At 69.0% G+C, this 23511-nt stretch carries 22 protein-coding genes; 16 read left to right on the forward strand and 6 right to left on the reverse strand.

All coding sequences use genetic code 11. The features are described from left to right. Nucleotide 1: 1 nt before the first annotated feature. From GIY23_RS09050 to GIY23_RS09065, 4 genes are all read right to left on the reverse strand, one after another. Entirely contained in the window at nucleotides 2-589 is a 588-nt protein-coding gene (locus GIY23_RS09050; protein ID WP_154076239.1) for a GNAT family N-acetyltransferase, read from the reverse strand. Nucleotides 590-625: 36 nt separating this feature from the next. After that, nucleotides 626-2071, reverse strand: coding sequence for an APC family permease (locus GIY23_RS09055; protein WP_222850272.1), 1446 nt, complete (start codon nucleotides 2069-2071; stop codon nucleotides 626-628). A 79-nt stretch (nucleotides 2072-2150) separates the two neighbouring features. After that, nucleotides 2151-2792 carry a GOLPH3/VPS74 family protein gene (locus tag GIY23_RS09060; RefSeq protein WP_187352070.1) on the reverse strand — a complete coding sequence of 214 codons (642 nt, stop codon included), beginning with the start codon at nucleotides 2790-2792 and terminating at the stop codon, nucleotides 2151-2153. A gap of 402 nt (nucleotides 2793-3194) precedes the next feature. Continuing rightward, nucleotides 3195-4274 (reverse strand): hypothetical protein, encoded by a 1080-nt coding sequence (locus tag GIY23_RS09065; protein ID WP_228717629.1) that lies wholly within the window; start codon nucleotides 4272-4274, stop codon nucleotides 3195-3197. 439 nt (nucleotides 4275-4713) lie between these two features. On the opposite strand from GIY23_RS09065, the gene aspS reads away from it, so the two are divergent. The 13 genes from aspS to GIY23_RS09130 all read left to right on the forward strand — a co-directional run bounded on the left by aspS (nucleotide 4714) and on the right by GIY23_RS09130 (nucleotide 20027). Continuing rightward, nucleotides 4714-6504 (forward strand): aspartate--tRNA ligase, encoded by a 1791-nt coding sequence (aspS, locus tag GIY23_RS09070; RefSeq protein WP_154076241.1) that lies wholly within the window; start codon nucleotides 4714-4716, stop codon nucleotides 6502-6504. A gap of 212 nt (nucleotides 6505-6716) precedes the next feature. Next, a complete protein-coding gene (locus tag GIY23_RS09075) occupies nucleotides 6717-7922 on the forward strand; it encodes a hypothetical protein (RefSeq protein ID WP_154076242.1) in 1206 nt (401 codons plus the stop codon). Between the two features lie 494 nt (nucleotides 7923-8416). Next, complete coding sequence (locus GIY23_RS09080; protein ID WP_154076243.1) at nucleotides 8417-8788, forward strand: hypothetical protein; 372 nt, start codon at nucleotides 8417-8419, stop codon at nucleotides 8786-8788. A gap of 90 nt (nucleotides 8789-8878) precedes the next feature. Then, the gene (locus tag GIY23_RS09085; RefSeq protein WP_154076244.1) at nucleotides 8879-9478 is read left to right on the forward strand and encodes a carbonic anhydrase; all 600 of its coding nucleotides are present in this window, start codon (nucleotides 8879-8881) and stop codon (nucleotides 9476-9478) included. A gap of 328 nt (nucleotides 9479-9806) precedes the next feature. After that, nucleotides 9807-11324 carry a SulP family inorganic anion transporter gene (locus tag GIY23_RS09090; RefSeq protein ID WP_154076245.1) on the forward strand — a complete coding sequence of 506 codons (1518 nt, stop codon included), beginning with the start codon at nucleotides 9807-9809 and terminating at the stop codon, nucleotides 11322-11324. Nucleotides 11325-11370: 46 nt separating this feature from the next. Further along, nucleotides 11371-12738: a replication-associated recombination protein A gene (locus GIY23_RS09095; RefSeq protein ID WP_222850273.1), complete on the forward strand. Its 1368-nt coding sequence runs from the start codon at nucleotides 11371-11373 to the stop codon at nucleotides 12736-12738. Nucleotides 12739-12777: 39 nt separating this feature from the next. Then, entirely contained in the window at nucleotides 12778-13737 is a 960-nt protein-coding gene (locus GIY23_RS09100; protein ID WP_154076246.1) for a 2-hydroxyacid dehydrogenase, read from the forward strand. 211 nt (nucleotides 13738-13948) lie between these two features. After that, entirely contained in the window at nucleotides 13949-14356 is a 408-nt protein-coding gene (locus GIY23_RS09105) for a DUF948 domain-containing protein (protein ID WP_154076247.1), read from the forward strand. Then, nucleotides 14353-14691: a hypothetical protein gene (locus GIY23_RS09110; RefSeq protein WP_154076248.1), complete on the forward strand. Its 339-nt coding sequence runs from the start codon at nucleotides 14353-14355 to the stop codon at nucleotides 14689-14691. The genes GIY23_RS09105 and GIY23_RS09110 overlap by 4 nt, the downstream gene beginning before the upstream one ends. A 108-nt stretch (nucleotides 14692-14799) precedes the next feature. Then, nucleotides 14800-17472, forward strand: coding sequence for an alanine--tRNA ligase (alaS, locus tag GIY23_RS09115; RefSeq protein ID WP_154076249.1), 2673 nt, complete (start codon nucleotides 14800-14802; stop codon nucleotides 17470-17472). 2 nt (nucleotides 17473-17474) lie between these two features. Further along, nucleotides 17475-17969 (forward strand): Holliday junction resolvase RuvX, encoded by a 495-nt coding sequence (gene ruvX / locus GIY23_RS09120; RefSeq protein WP_154076250.1) that lies wholly within the window; start codon nucleotides 17475-17477, stop codon nucleotides 17967-17969. Beyond that, complete coding sequence (gene mltG / locus GIY23_RS09125; RefSeq protein ID WP_154076251.1) at nucleotides 17966-19186, forward strand: endolytic transglycosylase MltG; 1221 nt, start codon at nucleotides 17966-17968, stop codon at nucleotides 19184-19186. The genes ruvX and mltG overlap by 4 nt, the downstream gene beginning before the upstream one ends. Further along, nucleotides 19173-20027, forward strand: a complete 855-nt coding sequence (locus tag GIY23_RS09130) for a shikimate dehydrogenase (RefSeq protein ID WP_154076252.1) — start codon at nucleotides 19173-19175, stop codon at nucleotides 20025-20027. Before mltG ends, GIY23_RS09130 begins: the two co-directional genes overlap by 14 nt. 13 nt (nucleotides 20028-20040) lie before the next feature. Here the strand turns inward: GIY23_RS09130 and GIY23_RS09135 are convergent, their stop codons facing one another. Then, the gene (locus tag GIY23_RS09135; protein WP_154076253.1) at nucleotides 20041-20310 is read right to left on the reverse strand and encodes an HPr family phosphocarrier protein; all 270 of its coding nucleotides are present in this window, start codon (nucleotides 20308-20310) and stop codon (nucleotides 20041-20043) included. Nucleotides 20311-20369: 59 nt separating this feature from the next. Beyond that, nucleotides 20370-21680: a PTS transporter subunit EIIC gene (locus GIY23_RS09140; protein WP_154076254.1), complete on the reverse strand. Its 1311-nt coding sequence runs from the start codon at nucleotides 21678-21680 to the stop codon at nucleotides 20370-20372. 256 nt (nucleotides 21681-21936) lie between these two features. On the opposite strand from GIY23_RS09140, the gene GIY23_RS09145 reads away from it, so the two are divergent. The 3 genes from GIY23_RS09145 (at nucleotide 21937) to GIY23_RS09155 (ending at nucleotide 23467) form a co-directional block, all read left to right on the forward strand. Further along, nucleotides 21937-22173 (forward strand): glucose PTS transporter subunit EIIB, encoded by a 237-nt coding sequence (locus tag GIY23_RS09145; protein WP_154076255.1) that lies wholly within the window; start codon nucleotides 21937-21939, stop codon nucleotides 22171-22173. Then, nucleotides 22170-22622 (forward strand): PTS sugar transporter subunit IIA, encoded by a 453-nt coding sequence (locus tag GIY23_RS09150; RefSeq protein ID WP_154076256.1) that lies wholly within the window; start codon nucleotides 22170-22172, stop codon nucleotides 22620-22622. The genes GIY23_RS09145 and GIY23_RS09150 overlap by 4 nt, the downstream gene beginning before the upstream one ends. Nucleotides 22623-22831: 209 nt before the next feature. Beyond that, complete coding sequence (locus GIY23_RS09155) at nucleotides 22832-23467, forward strand: prepilin peptidase (protein ID WP_154076257.1); 636 nt, start codon at nucleotides 22832-22834, stop codon at nucleotides 23465-23467. Nucleotides 23468-23511: the final 44 nt, after the last annotated feature.

The following is a 23511-nucleotide window of genomic DNA, read 5'->3' on the forward strand; positions in this document are numbered from 1 at the left end:
GTCAGGCAGGTGGCTTCATCATCGGCCACATCGACGGCCCGTCCGGAAGGTCGATCGTCGCGCCGGTGAGGGTGTAGCCCATGCGTTCGTAGAGAGCGCGATTGCGCGGCGCCGAGGCTTCGAGGTACCCGGGAACACCTTGCTCGTCGAGCGTCGCGTGATGATGCAGCAGCAGGTCCGTGCCGTGGCCCCGGCTCTGTACACCCGGTTCGACTGCGAGGAAGGCCAAGTGATGTACCCGATCCTCAGGATGCGCGGCGTGCATCCTGCTGTCGAGGGCTTCGAAGCGTGGATAGTACTCGCCGGTGATCGCGGCCATGCGTTCCTCGTACTCCGCGGGGCCCTCGTCGTCAGGCAACAACCACAGCGCGACGCCGTGTCCGTCGGCGGTCGCTTCCACCTGGCCGCGTTGCAGCGCGTGGTCTACGAAGACCCGGAAATACTCGTGGAACAGCCGGTCTCGGTCCACGTCGTCGGTCATGGTGGCGCCGAGCCAGCCGGTCACCGGGTTGTCCTGGAACGCCCGACGCACGACGCCGGTCACGTGTTCCGAGTCGGACGGGGTGCAACGAACGATCGTGCTGCTCATGGTGCGGTACTCCAAGGCATGGTCGGTGCGTGGGGGTCAGTCCCGGACAGGGCCGAGTTCGGCGAGGGCGCCGCGGCCGATGAGGGTGTACGCGTCGGGACTGCGGCGCCGCATACGCAGCCCCCACAGGACACCGACGGCCAACGCGACGACGTACAGGGCCGGAATCGCCCAGGTCACCGGAGTGCCAGGCGGAACGCCCAGCAGAACGTCCATGTTGGACAGGGCGAGGCCTACGCCGGTGCAGAGCAGCAGCGACGAGAGGACGGCCGCGATCATCGTCGGTATCGAGGCCCCGGCTGTTCGTCGTCGGGCGAAGAACACGACGACGCTGATGCTGGTGCCCGCGAGCAGCGTGAGCACCCCGAGGCCCCCGCCGGTGCCGAGGGTGAAGAACAGGTGCACCATCGGGTCGAGTCCCGTCGCGGCGAACAGCACCAGCACGACCAGCCCGATCGAGGACTGCACCACCGAACCCACCTTGGGCGAGCCGGACCGGCGGGAGGTCAGTCCCAGCACGGACGGCAGGACCTGTTCGCGGCCGAGGGCGAAGCTGTACCGGGCGACCGTGTTGTGGAACGAGAGCAGGCCGGCGAAGATGCTGGTGAGCAACAGAATGCGTGCGATGTCCCCCGCCGGCCCGCCGAGTTGGGCGGCGACGGCGTTGAACAGCAACTCGGGGCCCTGCTCCTGGGAGGCCGCGACGATTCCGTCCGGACCGAAGTTCACCGTCAGCGCCCAGGACGACAGTGCGTACAGCGCGGCGATCACGAGCAGCGCGGTGAAGGTCGCGAGCGGAACGGTGCGGCGCGGGTCGCGCGCTTCCTCGGCGTAGACCGTCGGTGCTTCGAAACCGACGAACGCCGTGGCGGTGACGACGATGGGTGCGCCGATCGCCAGCGTGGCGAGGTTCGACGGGGCGAGCGTTTCGAAGGAGACCGAACCGGACGCCGGGTTGGCGATCATGACGATGTCGGCCACCAGAATGATCGCGCACTCCGCGGCCAGCAGGAGGGTGAGCACCCGTCCGTTGATGTCGATGCGCAGCACCCCGAGCGCCGCGACGGCGGCCCAGGACACGAGCGCGAGTATCCACCAAGACACGGTGACGCCGAGGCGTGCGGCGATGAGCTCGCTGCCGATCACACCGAGTGCGCCGTAGAGGCCGACCTGCAGTCCGTTGTAGGCGATGAGTGCGATGAACGCGGCGCCGACGCCGACGGGTCGACCGAGGCCGTGCGTGACGTACGAGTAGAGGGCACCCGCATTGGTGACGTGTCGGGACATCGCGGTGTAGCCGACGGCGAAGAGCATCAGCACCGCACCGATCAGCAGGAACACCACCGGGATTCCGACGAACCCGGTGACCGCCCAGGCGGTACTCGTGAGTGCAGCCACGACCATCAACGGTGCGGCAGCCGCGCCGACGAAGCTGATCATCGTCGTACTGCCGACACGGCGCTCGGCCAGAGTGCGGCTCACGGCGCTTCGCTCGCCCGTCAGGGTCGGAGCGGACGGAAACTCGGACACGGTCACCAGCCACTTCGTGCGATCAGCATTGTCATCGGCGTTCGGACAGCACCGCGGCGCTCAGTGCGGCGCGGGTGTGCCTCAGCAACGATCGGATCATAGGGGGTAAACGATCAGTCACGGTAGGTATCGCGAGCCGGGCGGAGCGGCTGTCCTCGGCGCCCAGCACGTGTCCGAGGAGCCCGGTCGCGTCGGACAGGCAGCACAGCACCGAGTCGGTCACGCTCCACGGGCGACCGCCCATGACGAGCAGGCGCAGCGTGCTCTCCGGTTTACCCGCTGCGTTGAGGTCGGTCGGTGGCCACTTGGTGCTGCGTCGCAGCCGGGATCGGTGTTCGTGGACGAGTCCCTGGCCTTCCAAGTAGCGGCCGACGTCGTCGCGCGCGGTCCGGGACAGATACGACAGCCAGGTACCCAGTGGGAGCGGCGCGGGCTCGGTGAGCATCAGAGTGAAGACCTGGTCGGCGAGCGTGTTCGGCGGCGGAAGCGAACCGATCGGCACTACGAGGTCGTCGTCGAGCCGCACGTACTCGGCGATGGTCAGTTCCGCCAGGAGCGCCGACCCGATGCCGAGTCCGCATCGGGTCGCGGGCAGCAGGGCCTTGCCGGAATGATCGTCCTGGGAGAGCCAGAACAGATCGACAGCGAGGTTCCACGGTTCGGTCGCCGACACGCCGTCCTGCCTCACGTGTGCACGAGCGTGATCCGGAACGGATCACGGAACGTGGCGGAGCCCGCGCTGTCGGTGCCGATCATGGCCGCGAGCATAATGATTCGCTCGAGCGCTGTGTGGACACCCACCGATAAGCGTCGTCGACTCGTGTTCACCCGGGAAGCCACCGGTGAGCCGGACATCCCATGTTCCGAAGACCGTTCGAACTCACCGTGGAACGTCAACGACGATACGGCACGCAGGCGGGAAGAATCCCCTCGTTGGGAATCGGTGCGAGTCATGGATTCGGATGTGCTGTCGAATCTGTTCGTTCCTGATGAATTGTGTTCAGCGGCTGCCGATAAGGTGGTTCGGGTTCGTCCGGTCGTCGATGCTCAGGTTGCCGGAGTCGGGAAAGGGCGGTCAGCGAGCCGCCAGAGAGCTTGTCACCGCCGAAGCCGTCGTCAGCGGATCGTTGGCCGGGCAGTGTTGCGTCGCCGGCTCCGAGGGCGTCCACCGGACACCGAAAACACCCAACCCGAAGTCCAGTTTCACCGTGTGGGTGCGGCCGTGACGATCCAGTGCCAGCGACGTCGGTGTCTCCACCGCACGGCCGGACGGGTCGGTCACGAAGCTCTCGCACGACTCCGGGGGGTGCGCCGGATCGAACTGCATCTCCAGTACGTACTGCCGAACCGGCAACCGGAAAAGCCTGCAGTAGGTGTGTTCCTCGTGCTGCGGTCCCGCGGGTGGCTCGACCACCTCGTATTCCAGCATGATCGTCTCGCCCCGTTCGAGAGCGTGGTCGAAGAGCAGTTCGGCGACGACCAGATCCCGGGTGTGGTCGGTGAGGACCTGACCGAGGTGGCAGGAACGCACCGGCCGGATCACCGTCGGCGTGTCGTTCGAGGAGGCACCGTCGAAGACCATCACCCACCGGTCGGCGCCGTTGCATTCGGCCCGGACCAACTGGCGGACTCGGGCTTTGCGCTGCTCACCGGCCGCGTCGACGTGCACCACGTCGTGCTGGCTCAGTCGCGTGAGCTTGCCGTCGGGGCTGGTGTCGACCCGGTTGAGCAGTTCGACCGTGGAGCCGTCCGGGGACCACAGGGTGCTCAGCGGCGGAGCCTGGTTGGCAGCCTGGCGGGTGCGGCCACGGGGACGTGGCGGGCCGAGCAGTGCCGACAGCGCCCCGTCCGGCAGGCCGAGGACGTTTTCGAGCTGGTGCAGCGCCAGCAACGAGTCGGGGCGCTCGGGGCGGCGCCGCCCCGATTGCCAGTAGCTCAAGGCAGTGATGCTGACCGGTGTTCCGCGGGCGCGCAGGCGGTGTTGAATGCGTTCGAGGCTCAGGCGGCTCGCGCGGATGGCGGTCCGCAGTGCAGATTCGAACGGGCCGGTTCGCAGGAGTTCGGTCAGTTCCGGCGGAAGCGGGCGCTGCGTTTCCGTGCGGAGAGCATGGGGTGCCGTGGGCATCGAACGGGTCACGGTGTCCGGACCGGTCATGGTTACTCCTCGTGTCCTCAGCTTCCCGGATGACGCTAAGGAGGACCGTGGTCGTCGGCAACGACAGAAAGTCGGGAACCGATCTCACACTTATGGGTGTAGTGGTGTGGCTCGGGGTGACAGAAGTGGGGAATGGCCTGCTCCGTGGGCACGGGAGTCCTTCGGAATGGCCTTCTCCGTCCCCCGGTTTCCGGGCGCAGCTGACGACGATCCCGGGGTGAAGTCTGCCGTGCGTGAGCGCCGACCTGCTCGCCCGGTGCAGGATCCTCGCCCGTGCGAGCCGGCAGCGCCTGTTCCCGAAACCTGCTGGACGGGCGGACCGACCCGTTGGCTAGCCTGGTAGCCCGCGTGCGGACGGGGTTCCGTGCGTCGACGCCGGGAATTGCGCTGCCGACCGCGCCGGTGTCGGAACCGTTCCGGACGAAGGAGATCAGCACCCGTGATGCGCACGCACGAGGCCGGTTCGCTGCGAACCGGCCACGCCGGCCAGTCCGTGACCCTCACCGGCTGGGTCGCGCGTCGCCGTGATCACGGTGGAGTGATCTTCATCGACCTCCGCGACGCCTCCGGGGTCGCCCAGGTCGTGTTCCGCGAGGGCGAGATGGCCGACCGCGCGCACCGGCTGCGTGCCGAGTTCTGCGTCCGCGTCGTCGGCGAGGTCGTGCACCGCCCGGAGGGCAACGAGAACGCCGAGATCGGCACCGGCGACATCGAGGTCACCGCAACCGAGCTGGAGGTGCTCTCGGAGTCCGCGGCGCTGCCGTTCCCACTGGACGAGCACGTGGAAGCCGGCGAGGAGGTCCGCCTGCGCCACCGCTACCTCGACCTGCGCCGCAGCGGTCCGGCGAAAGCGGTGCGGCTGCGCAGCGAAGCGAACCGTATCGCCAGGAACGTGCTCGCCGACCGAGAGTTCGTCGAGGTCGAGACGCCTACGATGACGCGGTCCACCCCGGAGGGCGCACGGGACTTCCTCGTCCCGGCGCGGTTGCAGCCCGGCAACTGGTACGCGCTGCCGCAGTCCCCGCAGCTGTTCAAGCAGCTGCTGATGGTCGGTGGAATCGAGCGCTACTACCAGATCGCCCGGTGTTATCGGGACGAGGACTTCCGCGCCGACCGGCAGCCGGAGTTCACCCAGCTCGACATCGAGATGAGCTTCGTCGAGCAGGACGATGTCATCGAGGTCGGCGAACAGGTCGTGCGTGCCCTCTGGCGGGAGTTGGCCGATCACGACATCGCGGGCCCGATCCCGCGCATCACGTATCACGAGGCGATGGCCCGATACGGCACGGACAAGCCGGACCTGCGGTTCGGCGTCGAGCTCACCGAGTTGACGGACTACTTCAAGGACACGCCGTTCCGTGTGTTCCAGGCGCCCTACGTCGGTACGGTCGTGATGCCGGGAGGTGCCGACCAGCCCCGCAGGCAGTTGGATGCCTGGCAGGACTGGGCCAAGCAGCGCGGCGCGAAGGGCCTGGCGTACGTACTCGTCGGCGAGGACGGCACGTTCGGTGGTCCGGTCGCGAAGAACCTTTCGGATGCGGAGAAAGACGGCCTGCTGCAGGCCACCGGGGCATCGCCGGGTGACTGCGTGTTCTTCGGAGCGGGTGATCGTGCGTCGGCGCGGGCACTGCTCGGTGCGGCGCGACTGGAGATCGGACAGCGGTGCGCTCTCGTCGACCACGACGCGTGGTCATTCGTGTGGGTGGTGGACGCGCCCATGTTCGAGAACGTGGCCGACACCGACGACGTCGCGATGGGCCACAGCCGCTGGACCGCCGTGCACCACCCGTTCACCGCACCCAATGCGGAGTGGGCCGACAAGTTCGACAGCGACCCGGAGAACGCGCTGGCCTGGGCTTACGACCTGGTCTGCAACGGCAATGAGGTCGGCGGCGGGTCGATCCGTATTCACCGCTCCGACGTGCAGGAACGCGTGTTCGGCGTGTTGGGCATCACCGAGCAGGAGGCACAGGAGAAGTTCGGCTTCCTGCTCGAGGCGTTCCAGTACGGCGCACCCCCGCACGGTGGCATCGCCTTCGGCTGGGACCGGCTGTGCATGCTGTTGGCCGGGGCCGACTCGCTGCGCGACGTCATCGCGTTCCCGAAGAGCGGCGGCGGCTTCGACCCGTTGACCGGAGCGCCCGCGCCGATCACGACGCAGCAGCGCAAGGAGGCCGGAGTGGATACGCCGGCCAAGCGCGAGAAGCCCGAGGCTGGCGCGTCGAACTGACGGCGCCCTGGCTCCAACGGCACGTCGGCGGGTACCGGCGCACGGGTGAAATGACACAGGACGTGCAACCCCGCCACGGGGACGACGCGTCAGGGACAGGGGCAGGCACGATCGCGACGAGTCGTGGTCGCCGTCCTCCTGCGTGAATGCGCCGGGTCTTGACCGGTCAGGTCGCAGGGAGATCAGCGAGTTCCAGGTAGGCTCGGGAGACGATGAGCGTGGAGATCACCACCGGCCCGCCGGAGGTCCGTGTTCCCGCGAGTTCGGAGGTGTCCGACACCCTCCGCACCGCGGAAGCCGTGCTGAGCAAGCGCGCCGGTGCCTCGGTCCGGCTCGCCGATGCCGAGGACCTCGGCGGCAGCGAGAGGTCGGTCGTGATGCGGGTGCGCGTCGCGGAGACCCCGTTCGAGCTGCCGCGGACACTGGTCGTGAAGCACTACGGTGAGCACCCGGAGTGGGAGCGTTCGGATCCGTTCGCGCACGAGGCGGCGAGCTGCCAGCTGGCCACCGCGTTGCCGCCGGAGATCCGGGTGGGCCCGGAGCTGATCGCCCACGACGTGCAGGAACGCTTACTCGTGCTGGAGGATCTCGGCAAGGGCTCCACGCTCGCCGACGTGCTCTTCGCCGATGACCCGCGGGCCGCCGAGCGTGCGCTGCTGGGTTGGGCGCGTTCGCTGGGGCGGATGCACACGTCGCAAGCCGGGCGCGAGGCGGATTTCGAGGCGCTGATGCGCAGGCTCGGGGCGTCGTCGTGGCAGGATCCGGTCGCCGACGACATCCGGCGGGCCCTGGACGAACTGCCTGCGTTGTTCGACCAGCTGCTGTCGGTGCCGACCTCGGATCCGGTGCGGCAGCGCATGCACGGGGCCGCAGAGCTGCTCGGGTCGACCCGGTACCGCTCGTTCAGCCCGTCCGACATCTGCCCGGACAACAGTCTGGTGACCGGAAACGGTGTTCGGTTCCTCGACTTCGAGTGGGGGTGCGTGCGCGACATCGTGCTGGATGCGGCGTACCTGCAGTTCCCGTTCCCGTCCTCGTGGTGTTCCTACGCGATGCCGGAGAACCTCGGCGAGTCGCTGTTGGCGACCTGGCGCTCGGAGGTCGTGGAGGTGTGGCCGGATCTCGACGACGACGCGGTGCTGCTGCCGCGCCTGTTCGACGCGCACCTGCTGTGGGTGTGGGTGTCGACGTGGTGGTTCCTGCCGCGCACGGGTGAACTCGATTCACCGATCGACGTGCACATGCCCTCGCCGCGCCGGAGCACGGCACTCGTGGACCGCTGGCGACGCGTCCGGGAGGACGCCCAAGCCGCGGGAGCACCGGAGATCGCCGAGTACGCGGACCTGATCGTGGACGCGTTGGTGGACCGGTTCGGCTCCGGGGCGTTGGAGTTGTTGCCCTACCCGGCCTTTCGCTGAGCGAGGCGAACGACGGCGCGATCCGCCCGATCGAGGTGACCTCGACGGTGTCCCTCGCACGCGCCCAACCGAGCTGCGCGGCGCCTCCGTTGCTCGAGCGCGGCGCTCACCGGCTACGCCGCGCGCCCGTCACCCTGGATACGCCTTTCGGGCCGATGCGGTCGTTTTTCTTCCGTTCCACCCGATGGAATCCCTGTCGTGGACGGGCGGAAATTGCGTTGGGTGAGGAAATCCCTTCTCGCTCGATCGCTGTCGAGTGATGTGGTAACGCGGTCGGGTGTTTGCCGTGGTTGATGTGATCTTTGTTACCCGGCCGATCATGGTGAACGATTTCGGTGAATTGGCTATCCTGAGTTCACGAGCGCGTAACCCGCCGCTGCTAACGTTTCCACGTGATGGCGTCGAAGACGGTGATCCGCCGTCGGAGTCGTCGCAAACCCAGCGAGTTGTTCAGCTTTCGGAGGCCCCCGGTGCGCGGTGGAGGTCGATCGGCGATGCGTGTGGCGGCGAGCATCCTGCTCGTCGCCGTGTTCGCCGTGGTGTCTCCGTGGACGGTCTCGGCAAGCGTCGACTCGGGTATGTCCGGGGCCCGTCCGTGGGTCCATGAGACCCGGACGGAACCCGAACACCGGGAGCAGGACAAGCTCCGCGAGTCCGTGTCCGTCAACAGAACGGCTCGTGGCGAGAACCCCTCGAAGTTGCCGCTGCCGGGCGGCATCTCGGGATCGCACCCGGTCGATCTGTCCTTCGAGGACGAGGACGCGCGCATCCCGTCCGTGCTGTGCTCGTCGCGCCACCTGAGACCTCCTGCCGAGTCGCGCCACGCCAGACACGCCCCCGCCGCGCTGCAGGTCTTCCGACGCTGATCGTCGCCCGCGCTCAGCGTCGAGCGCATCCGGTACGGGGAAGTCTCGTACCGAGTGGCCCGTGACCTGCCACCTCCAGTGAGGCGAGCGATGAATTTTCAGCATTTGGTGCATCAAGCGCGGCGGCATTCCGGAGTTGTTCCGCGGGAACGCCGTCTCCAGTGGGCAGCGGGACAAGAACCCGAAGCCCTGTTCATCACCTGTTCCGATTCGCGGGTGATTCCCTCGGCCATCGCCGGTGCCGAACCCGGAAAGCTGTTCGAGTTGCGGACCGCAGGCAACATGGTTCCCGAATACCGTCCGGATTCGGCCTCGAGCGAGATGGCGACGATCGAGTACGCCGTCCTTCAGCTCGGTGTCCCCGAGATCGTCGTATGCGGACATTCGCATTGTGGCGCGGTGACCGCGTTGACCGCACGGGGTAGTGGGCTCGATCGGCTGCCTGCGATGCGCAACTGGCTCGGCGTTCCGGACAACGGCGAGGTCCGCACCGTGACCGATCCGGCGGTCCGTTCCGAGAGCCAGCAGCACGTGCGAGACCAGCTCGACGTGCTGGAGGGCTACCCGTTCGTCCGGGAGCGCGTGGCCGACGGACGCCTGCGTCTGCACGGCTGGTTCTTCGAGATCGACACCGGCAACGTGCTGCGGTGCCCGGACGAACGCACCGGAGCCGACTTCCTGCCGTTGTAAGCGGGTGCGCGTAGTGATCTGCGGCGGTGGTTCCGTGGCGGAACCTCGGCTCGCGGCCGGCTGCGGGATCGTCGACCTCGGGTGGCGCCTCTCCATCATGTCGATGCTGTCCTCGCCGGCCAACGAGGTGAGAATCCGCCGGTCTGCGTAGGAAGTGGAAACACTGTCGGCGCACCGTGCCTGATCACAGCCTCACTCCGCGCGGTCCATCAAGCTGTCCCGCCGCCGTCAGAGGCGGCCTCGTTCCAACACGACCGGCGTCCGTGTCGCGACAGCGGCATGGGCGATCCGGTGATCCCATGCTGCCCGAACTCCCTGGAGCTTCGTGATGACCTCAACTGACACGACCCGAGCGATCAGCGGCCGATCGCGAGGCGGAGTACCGAAATGGCCGCGCGAGTACCGGGGCGCCGATTTCGCCGCCTCGCTCGTGGTGTTCCTCGTCGCACTGCCGTTGTGCGTGGGCGTTGCCGTGGCCTCCGGCGTGCCCGCCGAGCTGGGCATCGTGACCGGCATCGTCGGCGGCATCGTCGTCGGCCTGCTGCCCGGAAGCACGATGCAGGTCAGCGGCCCTGCCGCGGGCCTGACGGTGCTCGTCGCCTCCGCCGTGGCCGACCACGGCCTGCAGATGCTCGGTGTGATCGTCCTCGGAGCCGGTGCGATCCAGCTGCTGTTGGGCCTGGGTGGGCTCGGCACATGGTTCCGGGCGATCTCCCCGGCGGTCGTGCAGGGCATGCTCGCCGGAATCGGGGCCGTGCTCATCCTCGGCCAGATCTACGTGGTGGCCGGTCTGGAGCAACCGGCCGAGACGAGTGCGAAGTTCGGCGGGCTCGGTGAGCTGGTGACCACCGCGTTCACCACGCCGCAGGGGCTCAGTGGTATCGGCGTCGCGGTGCTTGCCCTGCTCGTGGCTACCGGGTGGAAGAAGCTGCCGAAGCCGGTGAGCACGGTGCCGGGGCCGCTGGCCGCGGTCGTGGTGGCCGCAGGCGCCGCCGTGGCGCTCGATCTGCCGCTGGCGCGGATCGAGGTGGGGTCGCTGCTCTCGGCGATGACGCTGCCCACTGCCGAGACCGTCGGGGGAGCGTTCACTCCCGCCGTGCTGGGCGTGATGGTGACGTTCGCGCTCATCGCCTCCGCGGAGAGCCTGTTCAGCGCGGCGGCCGTCGACCGGATGCACGATGGGCCGAAGACCCAGTTCAACAAGGAACTCGTCGCGCAGGGCGCCGGGAACACGATCTGCGGTGTGCTCGGCGCGCTGCCCATGACTGCGGTGATCGTGCGGAGCTCGACGAACGTCAACGCCGGTGCGCGCACCAAGGCCTCCCGGATCATGCACGGCGTGTGGTTGCTGTTGTTCGTGGTCGCCATGCCCGGCCTGCTCGGGTTCATCCCGGTCGCGGTACTGGCCGCGTTGCTGCTGCAGGCGGGATGGAAGCTGTTCGAACTGCCGCAGATGGTCGCGCTGCTGCGCGAACAGCGGGCGGAGGGCGCCATCGTGTTGCTGACGGCGGGCATGATCGTGGCGACGGACCTGCTGCTGGGCACTCTCGTCGGACTGGCTGCCGCGGTGGTCAAGACCGCTTTCGAGGTCTCCCGGCTCTCGGTCGACCACGAGCACGACGACGACCACGTGCGGGTCCGCCTGGACGGCACGGCGACGTTCCTGCGCCTGCCCCGCCTGCTGGAGCAGCTCGATCGGGTTCCGATGGTGCGCAGCGTGCACGTCGACCTGAGCGCGTTGCGGCACCTCGACCGCGCGTGCCATCAGGCCGTCGAGACATGGGCGGCGCAGCGGCGAAAGAACGACTGCACCGTCGAGGTGGCCATGCCTGCGGGCGTGCGCTGATCGGGCGTGCACCGCGCCGTCGGCGGTGCCGGGTAGCGTCGATGCCGTGAGTGACGGCTTGTTCGAGGACGGTCTCTTCGGCGCCGAGGTCGACGACCGCGCGGGTGAGCGGATCGCCGAACACGCTCCGCTGGCGGTGCGGATGCGTCCCCGCTCGCTCGACGAGGTCGTCGGCCAACAGCACCTGCTCGGTTCGGGTGCGCCGTTGCGGCGTCTCGTCGAGGGAGCGGCACCGGCTTCGGTGCTGCTCCACGGCCCGCCCGGAACCGGCAAGACCACGTTGGCGAACCTGGTCTCGCAGGCCACCGGACGTCGTTTCGTGGCGTTGTCCGCGCTGTCCTCCGGGGTCAAGGAGGTCCGGGCGGTCATCGAGGAGGCGCGTAAACGACTCGGGCGCAGCGCCGAGGCGACCGTGCTGTTCATCGACGAGGTGCACCGGTTCTCGAAGACCCAGCAGGACGCCCTGCTTGGCGCGGTGGAAGACCGCACGGTGCTGCTGGTGGCGGCGACGACCGAGAACCCTTCGTTCTCGGTCGTCTCGCCGCTGCTGTCCCGGTCTCTCGTGCTGCAGTTGCACAGCCTGACCGACGAGGACGTGCGGGGACTCGTGCGGCGTGCCGTGGAGGAGGAGCGAGGACTCGGCGCAGCGTTCCGCCTGGACGAGGACGCCGAAGCGCACCTCGTGGCGCTCGCGGGCGGCGACGCCCGGCGCGCGCTGACGGCGCTGGAAGCCGCCGCGGAGTCCGTGGAGTCGACCGGTGCCGAGGTGATCGACCTCGGCACCGTCGAGGCCACCGTCGACAAGGCCGCGGTGCGCTACGACCGCGACGGCGACCAGCATTACGACGTGGTGAGTGCGTTCATCAAGTCGATCCGGGGTTCGGACGTCGACGCGGCACTGCACTATCTGGCCCGGATGGTCGAGGCGGGAGAGGATCCGCGGTTCATCGCCCGCAGGCTCGTGGTGCATGCCAGCGAGGACGTCGGGATGGCGGATCCGACGGCGTTGCAGGCGGCGGTCTCGGCCGCGCACGCGGTGCAGTTCATCGGCATGCCCGAAGGCAGGCTCGCACTGGCCCAGGCCACGATCCATCTCGCCACCGCGCCGAAGTCGAACGCCGTCATCGCCGCCATCGACGCCGCGATGGGCGACGTCCGCGAGGGCAAGGCCGGCATCGTTCCCCCGCATCTGCGCGACGGTCACTACGCGGGCGCGAAGAAGCTCGGCAACGCAGTGGGGTATCAGTATCCGCACGGGCGGTCGGAGGGTGTGCTCGAACAGCAGTACCCACCGGACGAACTCGTCGACACCGACTATTACGAACCGACCTCCCGGGGCGGCGAACGGCCGTTGGCCGATCGGGTGCCGAAACTGCGGGACATCGTCCGGGGGCGCGAACAGCGTCACGGGTAGCCTCGCCTCGTCGTGATCCGCTGCTCGTCAGGAGGTTGTGTGCCCCGCATCGTGGTGACCCGATCCATTCCCGAACCCGCGCTCGAACTCTTGCGCACCGCGGGTGAGGTGGACGAGTTCGGGGCGGAACGCGCGATGACGCCGGACGAACTGCGCGAGGCTGTCCGTGGGGCCGACGCGGTGGTCACGGCGATTCCCGACCGCATCGACGATGCCGTCGCCGAGGCTGCGGGTCCGCAGTTGCGGGTCGTGTCGACGATCGCGGTCGGCTACGACAACCTCGACGTCCCGGCGCTGGCCGCGCGTGGTGTGGAGGTGACGAACACGCCGGGTGTGCTGGTCGAGGCGACCGCCGACATCACGTGGGGTCTGCTGCTGTCGGTGACGCGCAGGCTCGGCGAGGGCGAGCGGCTGCTGCGCGCGCGCCAGCCCTGGGCATTCAGCTTGTCGTTCATGCTGGGGACCGGCCTGCAGGACAAGACACTCGGGATCGTTGGTCTCGGCCACATCGGGCAGGCCGTGGCGCGGCGGGGTCGCGCGTTCGGCATGGAGATCGCTTATTCCGGCCGGCGCCGGGTCGACGACGACGTGGAGTCCGAACTCGACGCGCGGTTCATGGAACTGCCGGAGCTGCTCGAGTACGCCGACGTCGTCTCGCTGCACTGCCCGTTGACACCCGAGACCCGGCACCTCATCGACGACGCCGCCCTGCGGCGGATGCGCTCGACCGCGATCCTGGTCAACACCAGCCGGGGGCCCGTTGTCGACGAGGACGCGCTGGCGAACGCACTGGGACGGGACGAGATCGCGGGTGCCGCGCTCGACGTCTTCGAGGACGAGCCGCGCGTGCACCCGGGGCTGCTGGACCGCGACGACGTGGCACTGGCTCCGCACCTCGGGTCGGCAACGGTCGAAACCCGCACGGAGATGGCGATGTTGGCTGCTCGTAACGTGGTGGGAGTGCTCGGCGGTGATGGGCCGGTGACCCCGATTCGGTGAGGCCGGTTCGGCCGGGTCGCTCGTCGCCGCAAGGTGTCGCACATGGATCTCGGCGGTAGGCCGGAACCCCTGGTGCGGGCGGTTCCCGGCGCGCCGGGCAGGTGGGCACGCTGTGCGTGCGACCACGGGGTAACCTGGCCGCGATCATTCCGCCGGAGGCGCTTCGGGCGTTGTCGGCGGCCGCCGCAAGATCCTGTGACCGGGAGGACACGTGACGCCCACGCAGATCGCCGCGCTGATCGCAGCAGGCGCCTTCGTGCTGCTGGTCGTGCTGCTGGCGATTCCGCTGGTCAAACTCGGGCGCACGCTCGACGAGACGACCACGGCGATCCGCAAGGCGCACGAGAATTCCGATCCGCTGTTCACCGGCGCCAACTCGACGCTGACGCACGTGAACACCCAGCTGGAGCGGGTGGACGGCATCACAGCCAACGCCAAGTCGGTCAGCGGGAACGTCTCGGCGATGTCGTCGCTGTTCACCGCTACACTGGGGGGCCCGTTGGTGAAGACGGCCGCCTTCTCCTACGGAGTGAGCAAGGCGTTGCGCGCACGGCGCAAACGCAAGGACGAGCCCGCAGGCAGGCACTCCCGCCGCAAGGGCAAGGGAGGTCTTCAGTGAGGCGTCTGTTCTGGTTCGGTGCCGGAGCCGCCGCTGGGATCGCCGCCTACCGCAAGGTCAACGAGACCACGCGGAAGGCGACGCCGAGCGGCATGGCCGAGCACCTCGGTGGCGCGGTGCGGGAACTGGCAGGCGCCGTCGGCTCCTTCGGTGCCGAGGTCCGTGCCGGAATGACCGAACGCGAGCGTGAACTGCACGAGGTGGTCGAGCGCACCACCGAGCCGACTCGGCAGCAGAGCCGCACGGTCGAGGCGACCGGGTGGAGTGCCGACCGCAACGCGGCGAACACGGGCGCCGGCGCGCCAGCGCGGCGAGCTCGCGGGGCGGGGCGCTGAGACCACCCGGCAGAACACCGGGCCCGACCCGGCCGGTGAGCTCACCCGCCGTTCCGCCCCGCCGTCGCCGCGACCGCACGACCGCACCTCGCTAAGGACATCACGACCGTGCAGACCCACGACATCAACCACCGATTCCTCGAACACTTCCGCGGCGCCGGCCATACGGTCGTGCCCAGCGCGTCGTTGATCCTCGACGACCCGACGCTGCTGTTCGTCAACGCGGGCATGGTGCAGTTCAAGCCGTACTTCCTCGGCGACGCCCCGGCTCCGTACCCGCGCGCGACGAGCATCCAGAAGTGCGTGCGCACCGGTGACATCGACGAGGTCGGCAAGACCACCCGCCACAACACGTTCTTCCAGATGGCGGGCAACTTCTCGTTCGGGGACTACTTCAAGGACGGCGCCATCGAGCTCGCCTGGGACTTGCTGACCAAGTCGCAGGCCGACGGCGGCTACGGGCTCGACCCGGCGCGGTTGTGGGCGACGGTCTACGAGCACGACGCCGAGGCGGCGGATCTGTGGAAGCGACTCACCGACATCCCGGCCGAGCGCATCCAGACCCGCGACGGCGAGGACAACTACTGGGACATGGGTGTGCCGGGCCCGGGCGGACCCTGCTCGGAGATCTACTACGACCGGGGCCCCGAGTACGGCCGCGACGGCGGCCCGATCGCGGACGAGGACCGCTACATCGAGATCTGGAATCTCGTGTTCATGCAGGACGTACGCGGCGAGCTGAGCCCGAAGAAGGGCCACGCGCCGATCGGGGAGCTGCCGACCAAGAACATCGACACCGGCCTGGGGATCGAGCGGCTCGCCTGCATCCTTCAAGGTGTGGAGAACGTCTACGAAACCGACCTCGTCCGTCCGGTGATCCAGAAGGCCGAGGAGCTCTCCGGCCGTAGCTACGGTGCCGACGAGACCGACGACGTGCGGTTCCGCGTCATCGCCGACCATGCCCGGTCCGGTCTGATGCTCATCGGCGACGGTGTCACCCCCGGCAACGACGGTCGCGGCTACGTGCTGCGGCGGCTGCTGCGGCGCATCGTGCGCTCGACGCGACTGCTCGGCGTGCAGGAGCCCGTGCTCGGCGAGTTCGCCGCGGTGGTGCGCGACGCGATGTCGCCGGGGTATCCGGAGCTGGCGGCCGAGTTCGACCGGATCGACTCGGTGATGCGCAACGAGGAAGAGGCGTTCCGCTCCACGCTGACCACCGGGTCGAAGATCTTCGACGTCGCGGTCACCGACACCAAGAAGTCCGGTGACACGCAGCTGCCGGGGTCCAAGGCGTTCCAGCTGCACGACACCTACGGGTTCCCGATCGACCTCACGCTGGAGATGGCCGCCGAGCAGGGTCTCTCGGTCGACGAGCAGGGCTTCCGCGAGCTCATGTCCGAGCAACGCGAACGTGCGAAGGAGGACGCACGGGCCCGCAAGTCCGGGCACGGTGACCTCTCGACGTACCGCAACTTCCTCGACGAGCACGGCACGACGGAGTTCTTGGGGTACACCGATCTGCAGGCCGAGAGCCGGGTGCTGGGCGTGCTCGTCGACGGCCGGTCGGTGTCGTCGGCGGGTGCGGGCAGCGAGGTCGAGTTGATTCTCGACCGCACCCCGTTCTACGCGGAAGGCGGCGGTCAGGTCGCCGACACCGGTGTGCTTGTCGGCCCGAGCGTGCGCGTCGAGGTGCACGACGTGCAGCGGGCGGTGCCGGGGCTGTTCGTGCACAGTGCCACGGTCGTCGCTGGTGAGCTCGGCGTGGACACCACGCTGGAGTCCGAAGTGGACCGGAACCGGCGGCATGCGATCGAGCGGTCGCACTCGGCGACGCATCTGGTGCACGCCGCGGTCAGGGGTGCCTACGGCAAGCGTGCCGCCCAGGCCGGTTCGTTGAACTCGCCCGGCCGGATGCGGTTCGACTTCACCGCGCCGAGCGCGATCTCCGCCGACGTCCTCGGTGGCGTCGAGGAAGAGGTCAACGCCTACCTGCAGAACGACGTCGAGGTCCAGTCGTACGACACGACGATGGACCGGGCGATGGAACTCGGCGCGGTCGCGCTGTTCGGGGAGAAGTACGGCGACCAGGTGCGAGTCGTGGACATGGGTGACTACTCCCGCGAGCTCTGCGGCGGCACGCACGTGAGCCGGATCGGGCAGCTCGGTGTCGTCAAGCTCGTCACCGACTCGTCGGTGGGCTCCGGGGTGCACCGCGTCGAAGCACTGGTCGGCATGGACGCCATGCGCCACATCAGCAAGGAGAGCCTGCTGGTCAACCAGCTCGCCGAACAGTTCAAGGTCCCCTCCGACCAGCTGCCCGAGCGGATCGCGGGCGTGGTGTCGAAGCTGCGCAGCGCCGAGAAGGAACTGGCTCAGCTGCGGGTCGCGCAGGTCCTGCAGTCGGCGGGAACGCTGGCCGACAAGGCCGTCGACGTGCGCGGTGTGTCCCTGGTCGCCGAGCAGGTACCGGACGGTGTCGACGGTGGCTCGTTGCGCGCGCTGGCCGGTGAGATCCGCGGACGGCTCGGTTCGCGCCCCGCCGTGGTCGCGTTGTTCTCCGTCGACTCCGAGGGCGGCAAGGTCGGCTTCCTGGTGGGCGTGAACGACGCGGCCCAGGACAAGGGCCTCGCCGCAGGCAAGCTGGTGCCTGCCTTCGCCGGCGAGGTCGACGGTCGCGGCGGCGGTAAGGCCGACACCGCCCAGGGCGGCGGTGCCAACCCGGCCGGGGTCACCGCCGCGGTCAACGCGCTACGTGCCGAGCTCGACCGGGTGGTGTCCTGAGCGTGTCGGACGAGCAGTCCGGGACCGGTGCCGAGTCCGTGCCGGATCCGGGCCCGGGCCGCAGGCTCGGTGTCGACGTCGGCGCGGTGCGGGTCGGCATCGCGATGAGCGATCCCGCTCCGATGCTCGCGACACCGCTCGTTACCCTCCAGCGTGACGAGGACGGCAAACAGGACCTGGTCCGCCTCGCCGAGCTCGTCTCCGAGCACGACGTCGTGGAGGTCGTGGTCGGACTGCCCAAGACCTTGGCCGGTCAGGACGGCACGGCGGCCGACCTCGCACGGGCGTACGCCGACGCGGTGGCCGAGCGCATCGCACCGGTTCCGGTGCGATTGCACGACGAGCGGCTCACGACGGTGACCGCGAGCCGGATGCTCAGCCAGCGTGGCGTGCGGGGTAAGCGCCAGCGTGCCGTCGTCGATCAGGCCGCCGCCGTGGAGATCCTGCAGGCGTGGCTGGAGGCCCGGGCGCGGACCGTACGAGAGGATCTTTCGTGAGCGACGATCTCGGCTTGTTTTCCGACGACGCGGGGGAGCGACCGTACGGTCGACGCAGTGCCCGGCACGACCGTCAACGGGTCCGTCGCCGCAGGCGGCGTCGCTGGGTGACCGCACTCGCGGGGTTGTTCGTGCTCGTCCTCGTCGGTGGCGGTGTCGTCTACGGCGCGAGCCAGTTGCTCAAGATCGGGTCCTTCGAGGACTACGAGGGTGCCGGCGAGGGCAGCGTTGTCATCGAAGTGAAGTCCGGCGACACCACCAGCGCCATCGGCAGCACGATGCGCCAGCAAGACGTCGTTGCCAGCACTAAGGCGTTCACACAGGCCGCGGAGCAGAGCAAGGACATCGCGAGCGTGCAGCCCGGCTTCTACCTGATGAAGTCGCGGATGTCCGGCGCCGCGGCCGTCGAGCGCATCCTTGACCCCTCGGCGAAGGTCGGCGCATTGGAGATCCGGGGCGGAATGCGCCTTGAGGACCAGGCAGCGCCGAACGGTGAACGCACGCCGGGGATCCTGTCGCTGCTCGCGGAGGCGAGCTGCGCGGAGATCGACGGCCAGGAACAGTGCGTGAGCTCCGAGGAGCTGCACCGGGTCGCCGAGACGGCCGATCTCGCCGCGCTCGGTGTTCCCGAGTGGGCGATCGGGCCCGCCTCCCAGGCGGAGCCGAAGCGCCGGCTCGAAGGGCTGCTCATGCCCGGTCTCTACGACGTGAAGCCGGGGGAGAACGCCGAGGAACTGCTGCGGTCGGTGGTGGAGTCCTCGGCGGCCCAACTCGAGGTCGCGGGGCTGCCCCAGGCTGCGGAGGGCACCGGGTTCACGCCGTACGAGGTGCTCACTATCGCGTCGTTGGCCCAGAGCGAAGGCATCGCCAAGGACTTCGAAAAGGTGACTCGGGTCGTCTACAACCGGGTCAACGAGGCGCAGATGCCGCTGCAGTTCGATTCCACGATCAACTACCCGCTGGACAAGCCGACGCTGCTGACCAACCGGGAGGACCGCGAACGGCCGGGTCCCTACAACTCGTATCAGAACCAGGGGCTGCCGCCGACGCCGATCTCGTCGGCGAGCAAGGAGGCGGTCACAGCCGCCGAGAAGCCTGCCGAGGGCTCGTGGGTGTACTTCGTGAAGTGCTACCAGGACGGGACGTCCTGCTTCTCGGACACGATGGAGCAGCACCAGGCCGCGATTCGTGAAGCGCGGGAACGTGGCGCTTTCTGACGTTCGCCGCGCCGCCGTTCTCGGCTCGCCGGTGGCGCATTCGCTCTCGCCGGTCCTGCACGGTGCCGCCTACCGCGCGCTCGGCCTCACGGGCTGGAGCTACGAGCGCGTCGAGTGCGACGCGGAGGCATTGCCCGGCTTCGTGGAGTCCTTGGACGAGGCGTGGGTGGGCTTGTCGGTGACGATGCCCGGTAAACGGGCCGCGTCCGCCTTCGCCGCCGAACGCACCGACCGTGCCGCGATCCTGGGCGCCGCGAACACGTTGGTGCGGTCGGGGTCCGGCTGGCGCGCAGACTGCACCGACGTCGACGGTGTCGTGGGTGCGCTGCGCGCGGCGGGCGGGGTGTCGTCACTCCGGTCGGCTGTGCTGCTCGGCGGGGGAGGTACGGCCGCGGCGGCACTCGCCGGGCTCGTCGATCTCGGTGCGCGGCAGGTCCGGCTGGTCGTGCGGGAACCCGCGCGCGCCACCGAGGTGAAATCGGCCGCCGAAGCGCTCGGCGTCGCGTTGCAGGTGGAGCGGTTCGACGAGGTGGATCTTCCGGTGGCAGTCGCCGACTCGGACGTCGTCGTCTCGACGCTGCCTGCCGGGGCCGTCGACGCCGACGCGGAGACACTCGCGGCCGCGCCGTGTGTGCTGGACGTCGTCTACCACCCGTGGCCGACGCCTCTCGCGGAGGCGGTGCGTGCCGAAGGTGCAGCGTTGGCGACGGGACTGGACATGCTGCTGCACCAGTCCTTCGGCCAGGTCGAGCAGTTCACCGGAGCGCCGGCTCCGCGCGAAGCGATGCGCGACGCACTCCGCGAGGCGACCCACGACCTCCTGCCCCTGCCGTTGACCTGACACGCCCGCGTGGTCAGGAGGCGTCGAGGTCCCGGGAGATCATCTCGGCGAGACTGTCGAGCGCGTCGTCGGCTCCCTCGCCGTCGGCGGAAATGACGACCTCGTCGCCGTGCGAGGCGCCGAGTGTCATGAGTCCGAGGATGCTGCCCGCGTCGACGGGGTCCCGGTCGTCCTTGCGGATCATGATGCTCACCGGCTGTGCCGCGGCCGCCTTGGCGACCAGTGCCGCGGGCCGAGCGTGCAGACCGACCTGGCTGGCGACGGTGACGTGTCGTTCGGGCATGGTGTGGTGTCCGTTCGTGCGAGCCGTCCGAGTGCTCGGAGTCGGCGGGTTCTCGGGAGTCAAGGATGCTCGGAGTCCTGCTTACCGGACGGCCCGCTGTCACCACCCGAGGGGGGCGAGTCACCGGACGACGTGGACTGGCTCGATCCGGTGGTCGCCGCTGGTTGGTCCGAGACTCCCTCGACGAGATCCGGGTCCTCGTCGCCGCGACCCGGCGTCGGCAGGTTCCACCACGTGATGATGACGCGGAAGAGCACGTAGTAGACCACCGCGTAACCGAGACCGATCGGGATCAGCCAGATCGAGTTCGTCGAGATGCCGAAGTTGAGCACGTAGTCGATCGCGCCTGCCGAGAACCCGAATCCCGCGTGGATGTCCAGCGCGTTCGTCAGTGCCATCGACGTGCCGGTCAGCAGCGCGTGCACGATCAGCAGCGGCCACGCGACGAAGATGAACGCGAACTCGAGCGGCTCGGTGATTCCGGTCAGGAACGAGGTGAGCGCGACCGAGAGCATCACGCCGCCGACGACCTTGCGCTGGTCTGGGCGGGCGCAATGGGTGATGGCCAGCGCGGCGGCGGGCAGCGCGAACATGAAGATCGGGAAGAAGCCGGTCTGGAAGGTGCCTGCGGTCGGGTCGCCCTCGAAGAACCGGTTGATGTCGCCCTGCACGCCGTTGTAGTCGCCGAACAGGAACCACACGATGGAGTTCGGGATGTGGTGCAGGCCGAACGGCAGGAGGAACCGGTTGACGACACCGTAGAGGCCACCGCCGACGACCGCGTTCGCGGTGACGATGTCGGTGAAGGACGTCAGTCCGGCGTCGAACAGCGGGAACAGGACACCGAGCACCGCGCCGATGACGAGCATGCTCACTGCGGTGACGATGGGCACGAAGCGCCTGCCGCCGAAGAATCCGAGGTACTGAGGCAGCTTGATCCGGTGATAGCGCTGCCACAACCACGCCGCCACGAGACCGGCGATGATGCCTCCCAGCACGCCGTAGGGCGACTGGTTGTACGACGTGCCTTCCTCGGTCCCGTCGATGGTTTGCAGCACGGACACGAGGACGAGGTAGCCGACCGCGGCGGACAACGCGGTGGTGCCGTCCGCTCGCTTGGCGAAGCCGATGGCCACACCGATGGCGAACAGCAGCGGAAGGTTGTCGAACAGCGCACCGCCGCCCGCACCGATCACGCCCGCGATGGTTTCGAAGCCGGGAATGGCACCGAGAAGGTCGTCCTCGCCGAGGCGTTGTAGCAGCGCGGCCGCGGGCAGCACGGCGATGGGCAGCATGAGGCTGCGGCCCAGCCGTTGCAGGAGCGCCAAGCCCTTGCCGCCGCCGGTCTCCTTGGTGGCGCTGGCACTCATGGGTACCTCCTGTGCGTGGACCGGTCGGCTCGCGGAGCCGGGGTTGGTGTCCATCCTGGTGATCCGGGTCGGCCGCGCAACAGCGCTGCTCCGATTGGTACCGTCCGGTCTGGACCAATCGCTGGGGAACGATCCGCCGCGAGCGGATCAGGTGTCAAGCCGGTGCGGTTTTCGTTGCCGATTCGACATCGGTGGCACACGATCGCAGGAGAGACTCGCGTCGGCCGGGATGCGGGCCAAGAGGAAGGACACACCTGTGGCTGACGACAAGGCCGCGGCGATCGTCGCCGCACTCGGCGGCGGCGACAACGTCGTGGAGATCGAGCCGTGCATCACGCGCCTGCGATGTGAGGTCGAGGACGGCGCGAAGGTCGACGAGCCTGCGTTGAAATCCGCAGGAGCGCACGGCGTGATGCGCTCCGGCACGATCGTGCAGGTCGTGGTCGGGCCGGAGGCGGACAACATCGCGGCCGACATCGAGGACCTGCTGTGAGCGTGGAGGTCGGCAGCCCGGTTCCCGGGATGGTCACACCGATGTCGGAGGTTCCGGACCCGGTGTTCGCCGAGTCGATGGTCGGCCCCGGTGTCGCCGTGACGCCGGATCTCGGTCGCCAGGACGCGGTCGCGCCGGTGTCGGGCACGGTGGTGACGTTGCACCCGCATGCGTTCGTGGTGGCCACAGAGTCCGGTGCGGGGGTGCTCGTGCACCTCGGGATCGACACGGTCAAGCTCCAGGGCGAGGGATTCTCGCTGCACGTCGCGAAAGGCGACCAGGTCGAACAGGGGCAGCCGCTGATCACGTGGGACCCGGAGGAAGTGCAGGGGCACGGCTACTCCGCCGTGTGCCCGGTCGTCGCGCTCGACACGGACGCCACGAGCCTGGATGACGTCCTCGATGACGGCACCGTCCGCGTCACCGACGTCCTGTTCCGCGTCGTCTGACTCGCCCCACGGCGCCCCGTCTGCGAAGTGTCGACGCGCGCCGGGGCGAGGCGTGAGCCTTTTTAGTTGCTATAGCCACCAAAAAGGCTCACGCCGCCCAGGGCGCGATTGCCGAACCTGGCCGTGATCGCCGGGCTTTCGATCCGACACGCGGTGGTTCGGAGGGTGGTTGCGCCCTCCGGCCGCTCGGGCCGCCGAGGCTGGAGCGCATGACTGCTCTGGTGTTGAGTTCGGTGGTGTCGGCCGTCGTCGGCGGTTCGGTCGGGCGGCTCGGCCGACGGTTGTTGGCGTGGTTGCGGCGTGGTGTCGCGGCCCCGGCCGGATGGTGTGAGTTCGGTGCGGCGCTGGTCGGTGTCGCGGTCGCGGTGCGGACGGCGGGTGGCCTGCCGTGGTGGTGGGTGCCGGTACCGCTGGCGTTCGGATGGTGGGCGATCCTTCTCGCGGTGTGCGACTGGCGTAGCCGTCGCCTCCCCGACGCGTTGACGCTGCCCGCGTACCCGGTCGTGGCCTTCGCGCTCGCGGTGGCCCTAGAGCATCCGCCGACGACCGGGACGGCGGCGAGTTCGCTGGCGGGTGCCGTCCTGTTCGCGGGATCGTACGCGCTGGTCCGCTGGTGGTCGCCGCACGGACTCGGCGCCGGCGACGTGAAGCTCGCCGGAGTCGTCGGCGCCGTGGTCGGCGCGGTCGCGGTGCCTGCCGTGCTCGTGGTGATGGCGTCGGCGGCGATCCTGACGGTGGTGGCGTCTGCCAGGACGGCGGGACCGGTCGCGCACGGCCCCGCGATCCTGGTCCCGGCGTGGCTGTGCACGCTGCTCGGTCCTGCGACGCAGCTCACCCCCTGGTGACTGGGTACCCGGACGCCGTGCGGTCGCGGCGATCGTGGCACGAT

It is taken from the genome of Allosaccharopolyspora coralli, assembly GCF_009664835.1.
In the GTDB taxonomy this organism is placed as follows: domain Bacteria; phylum Actinomycetota; class Actinomycetes; order Mycobacteriales; family Pseudonocardiaceae; genus Allosaccharopolyspora; species Allosaccharopolyspora coralli.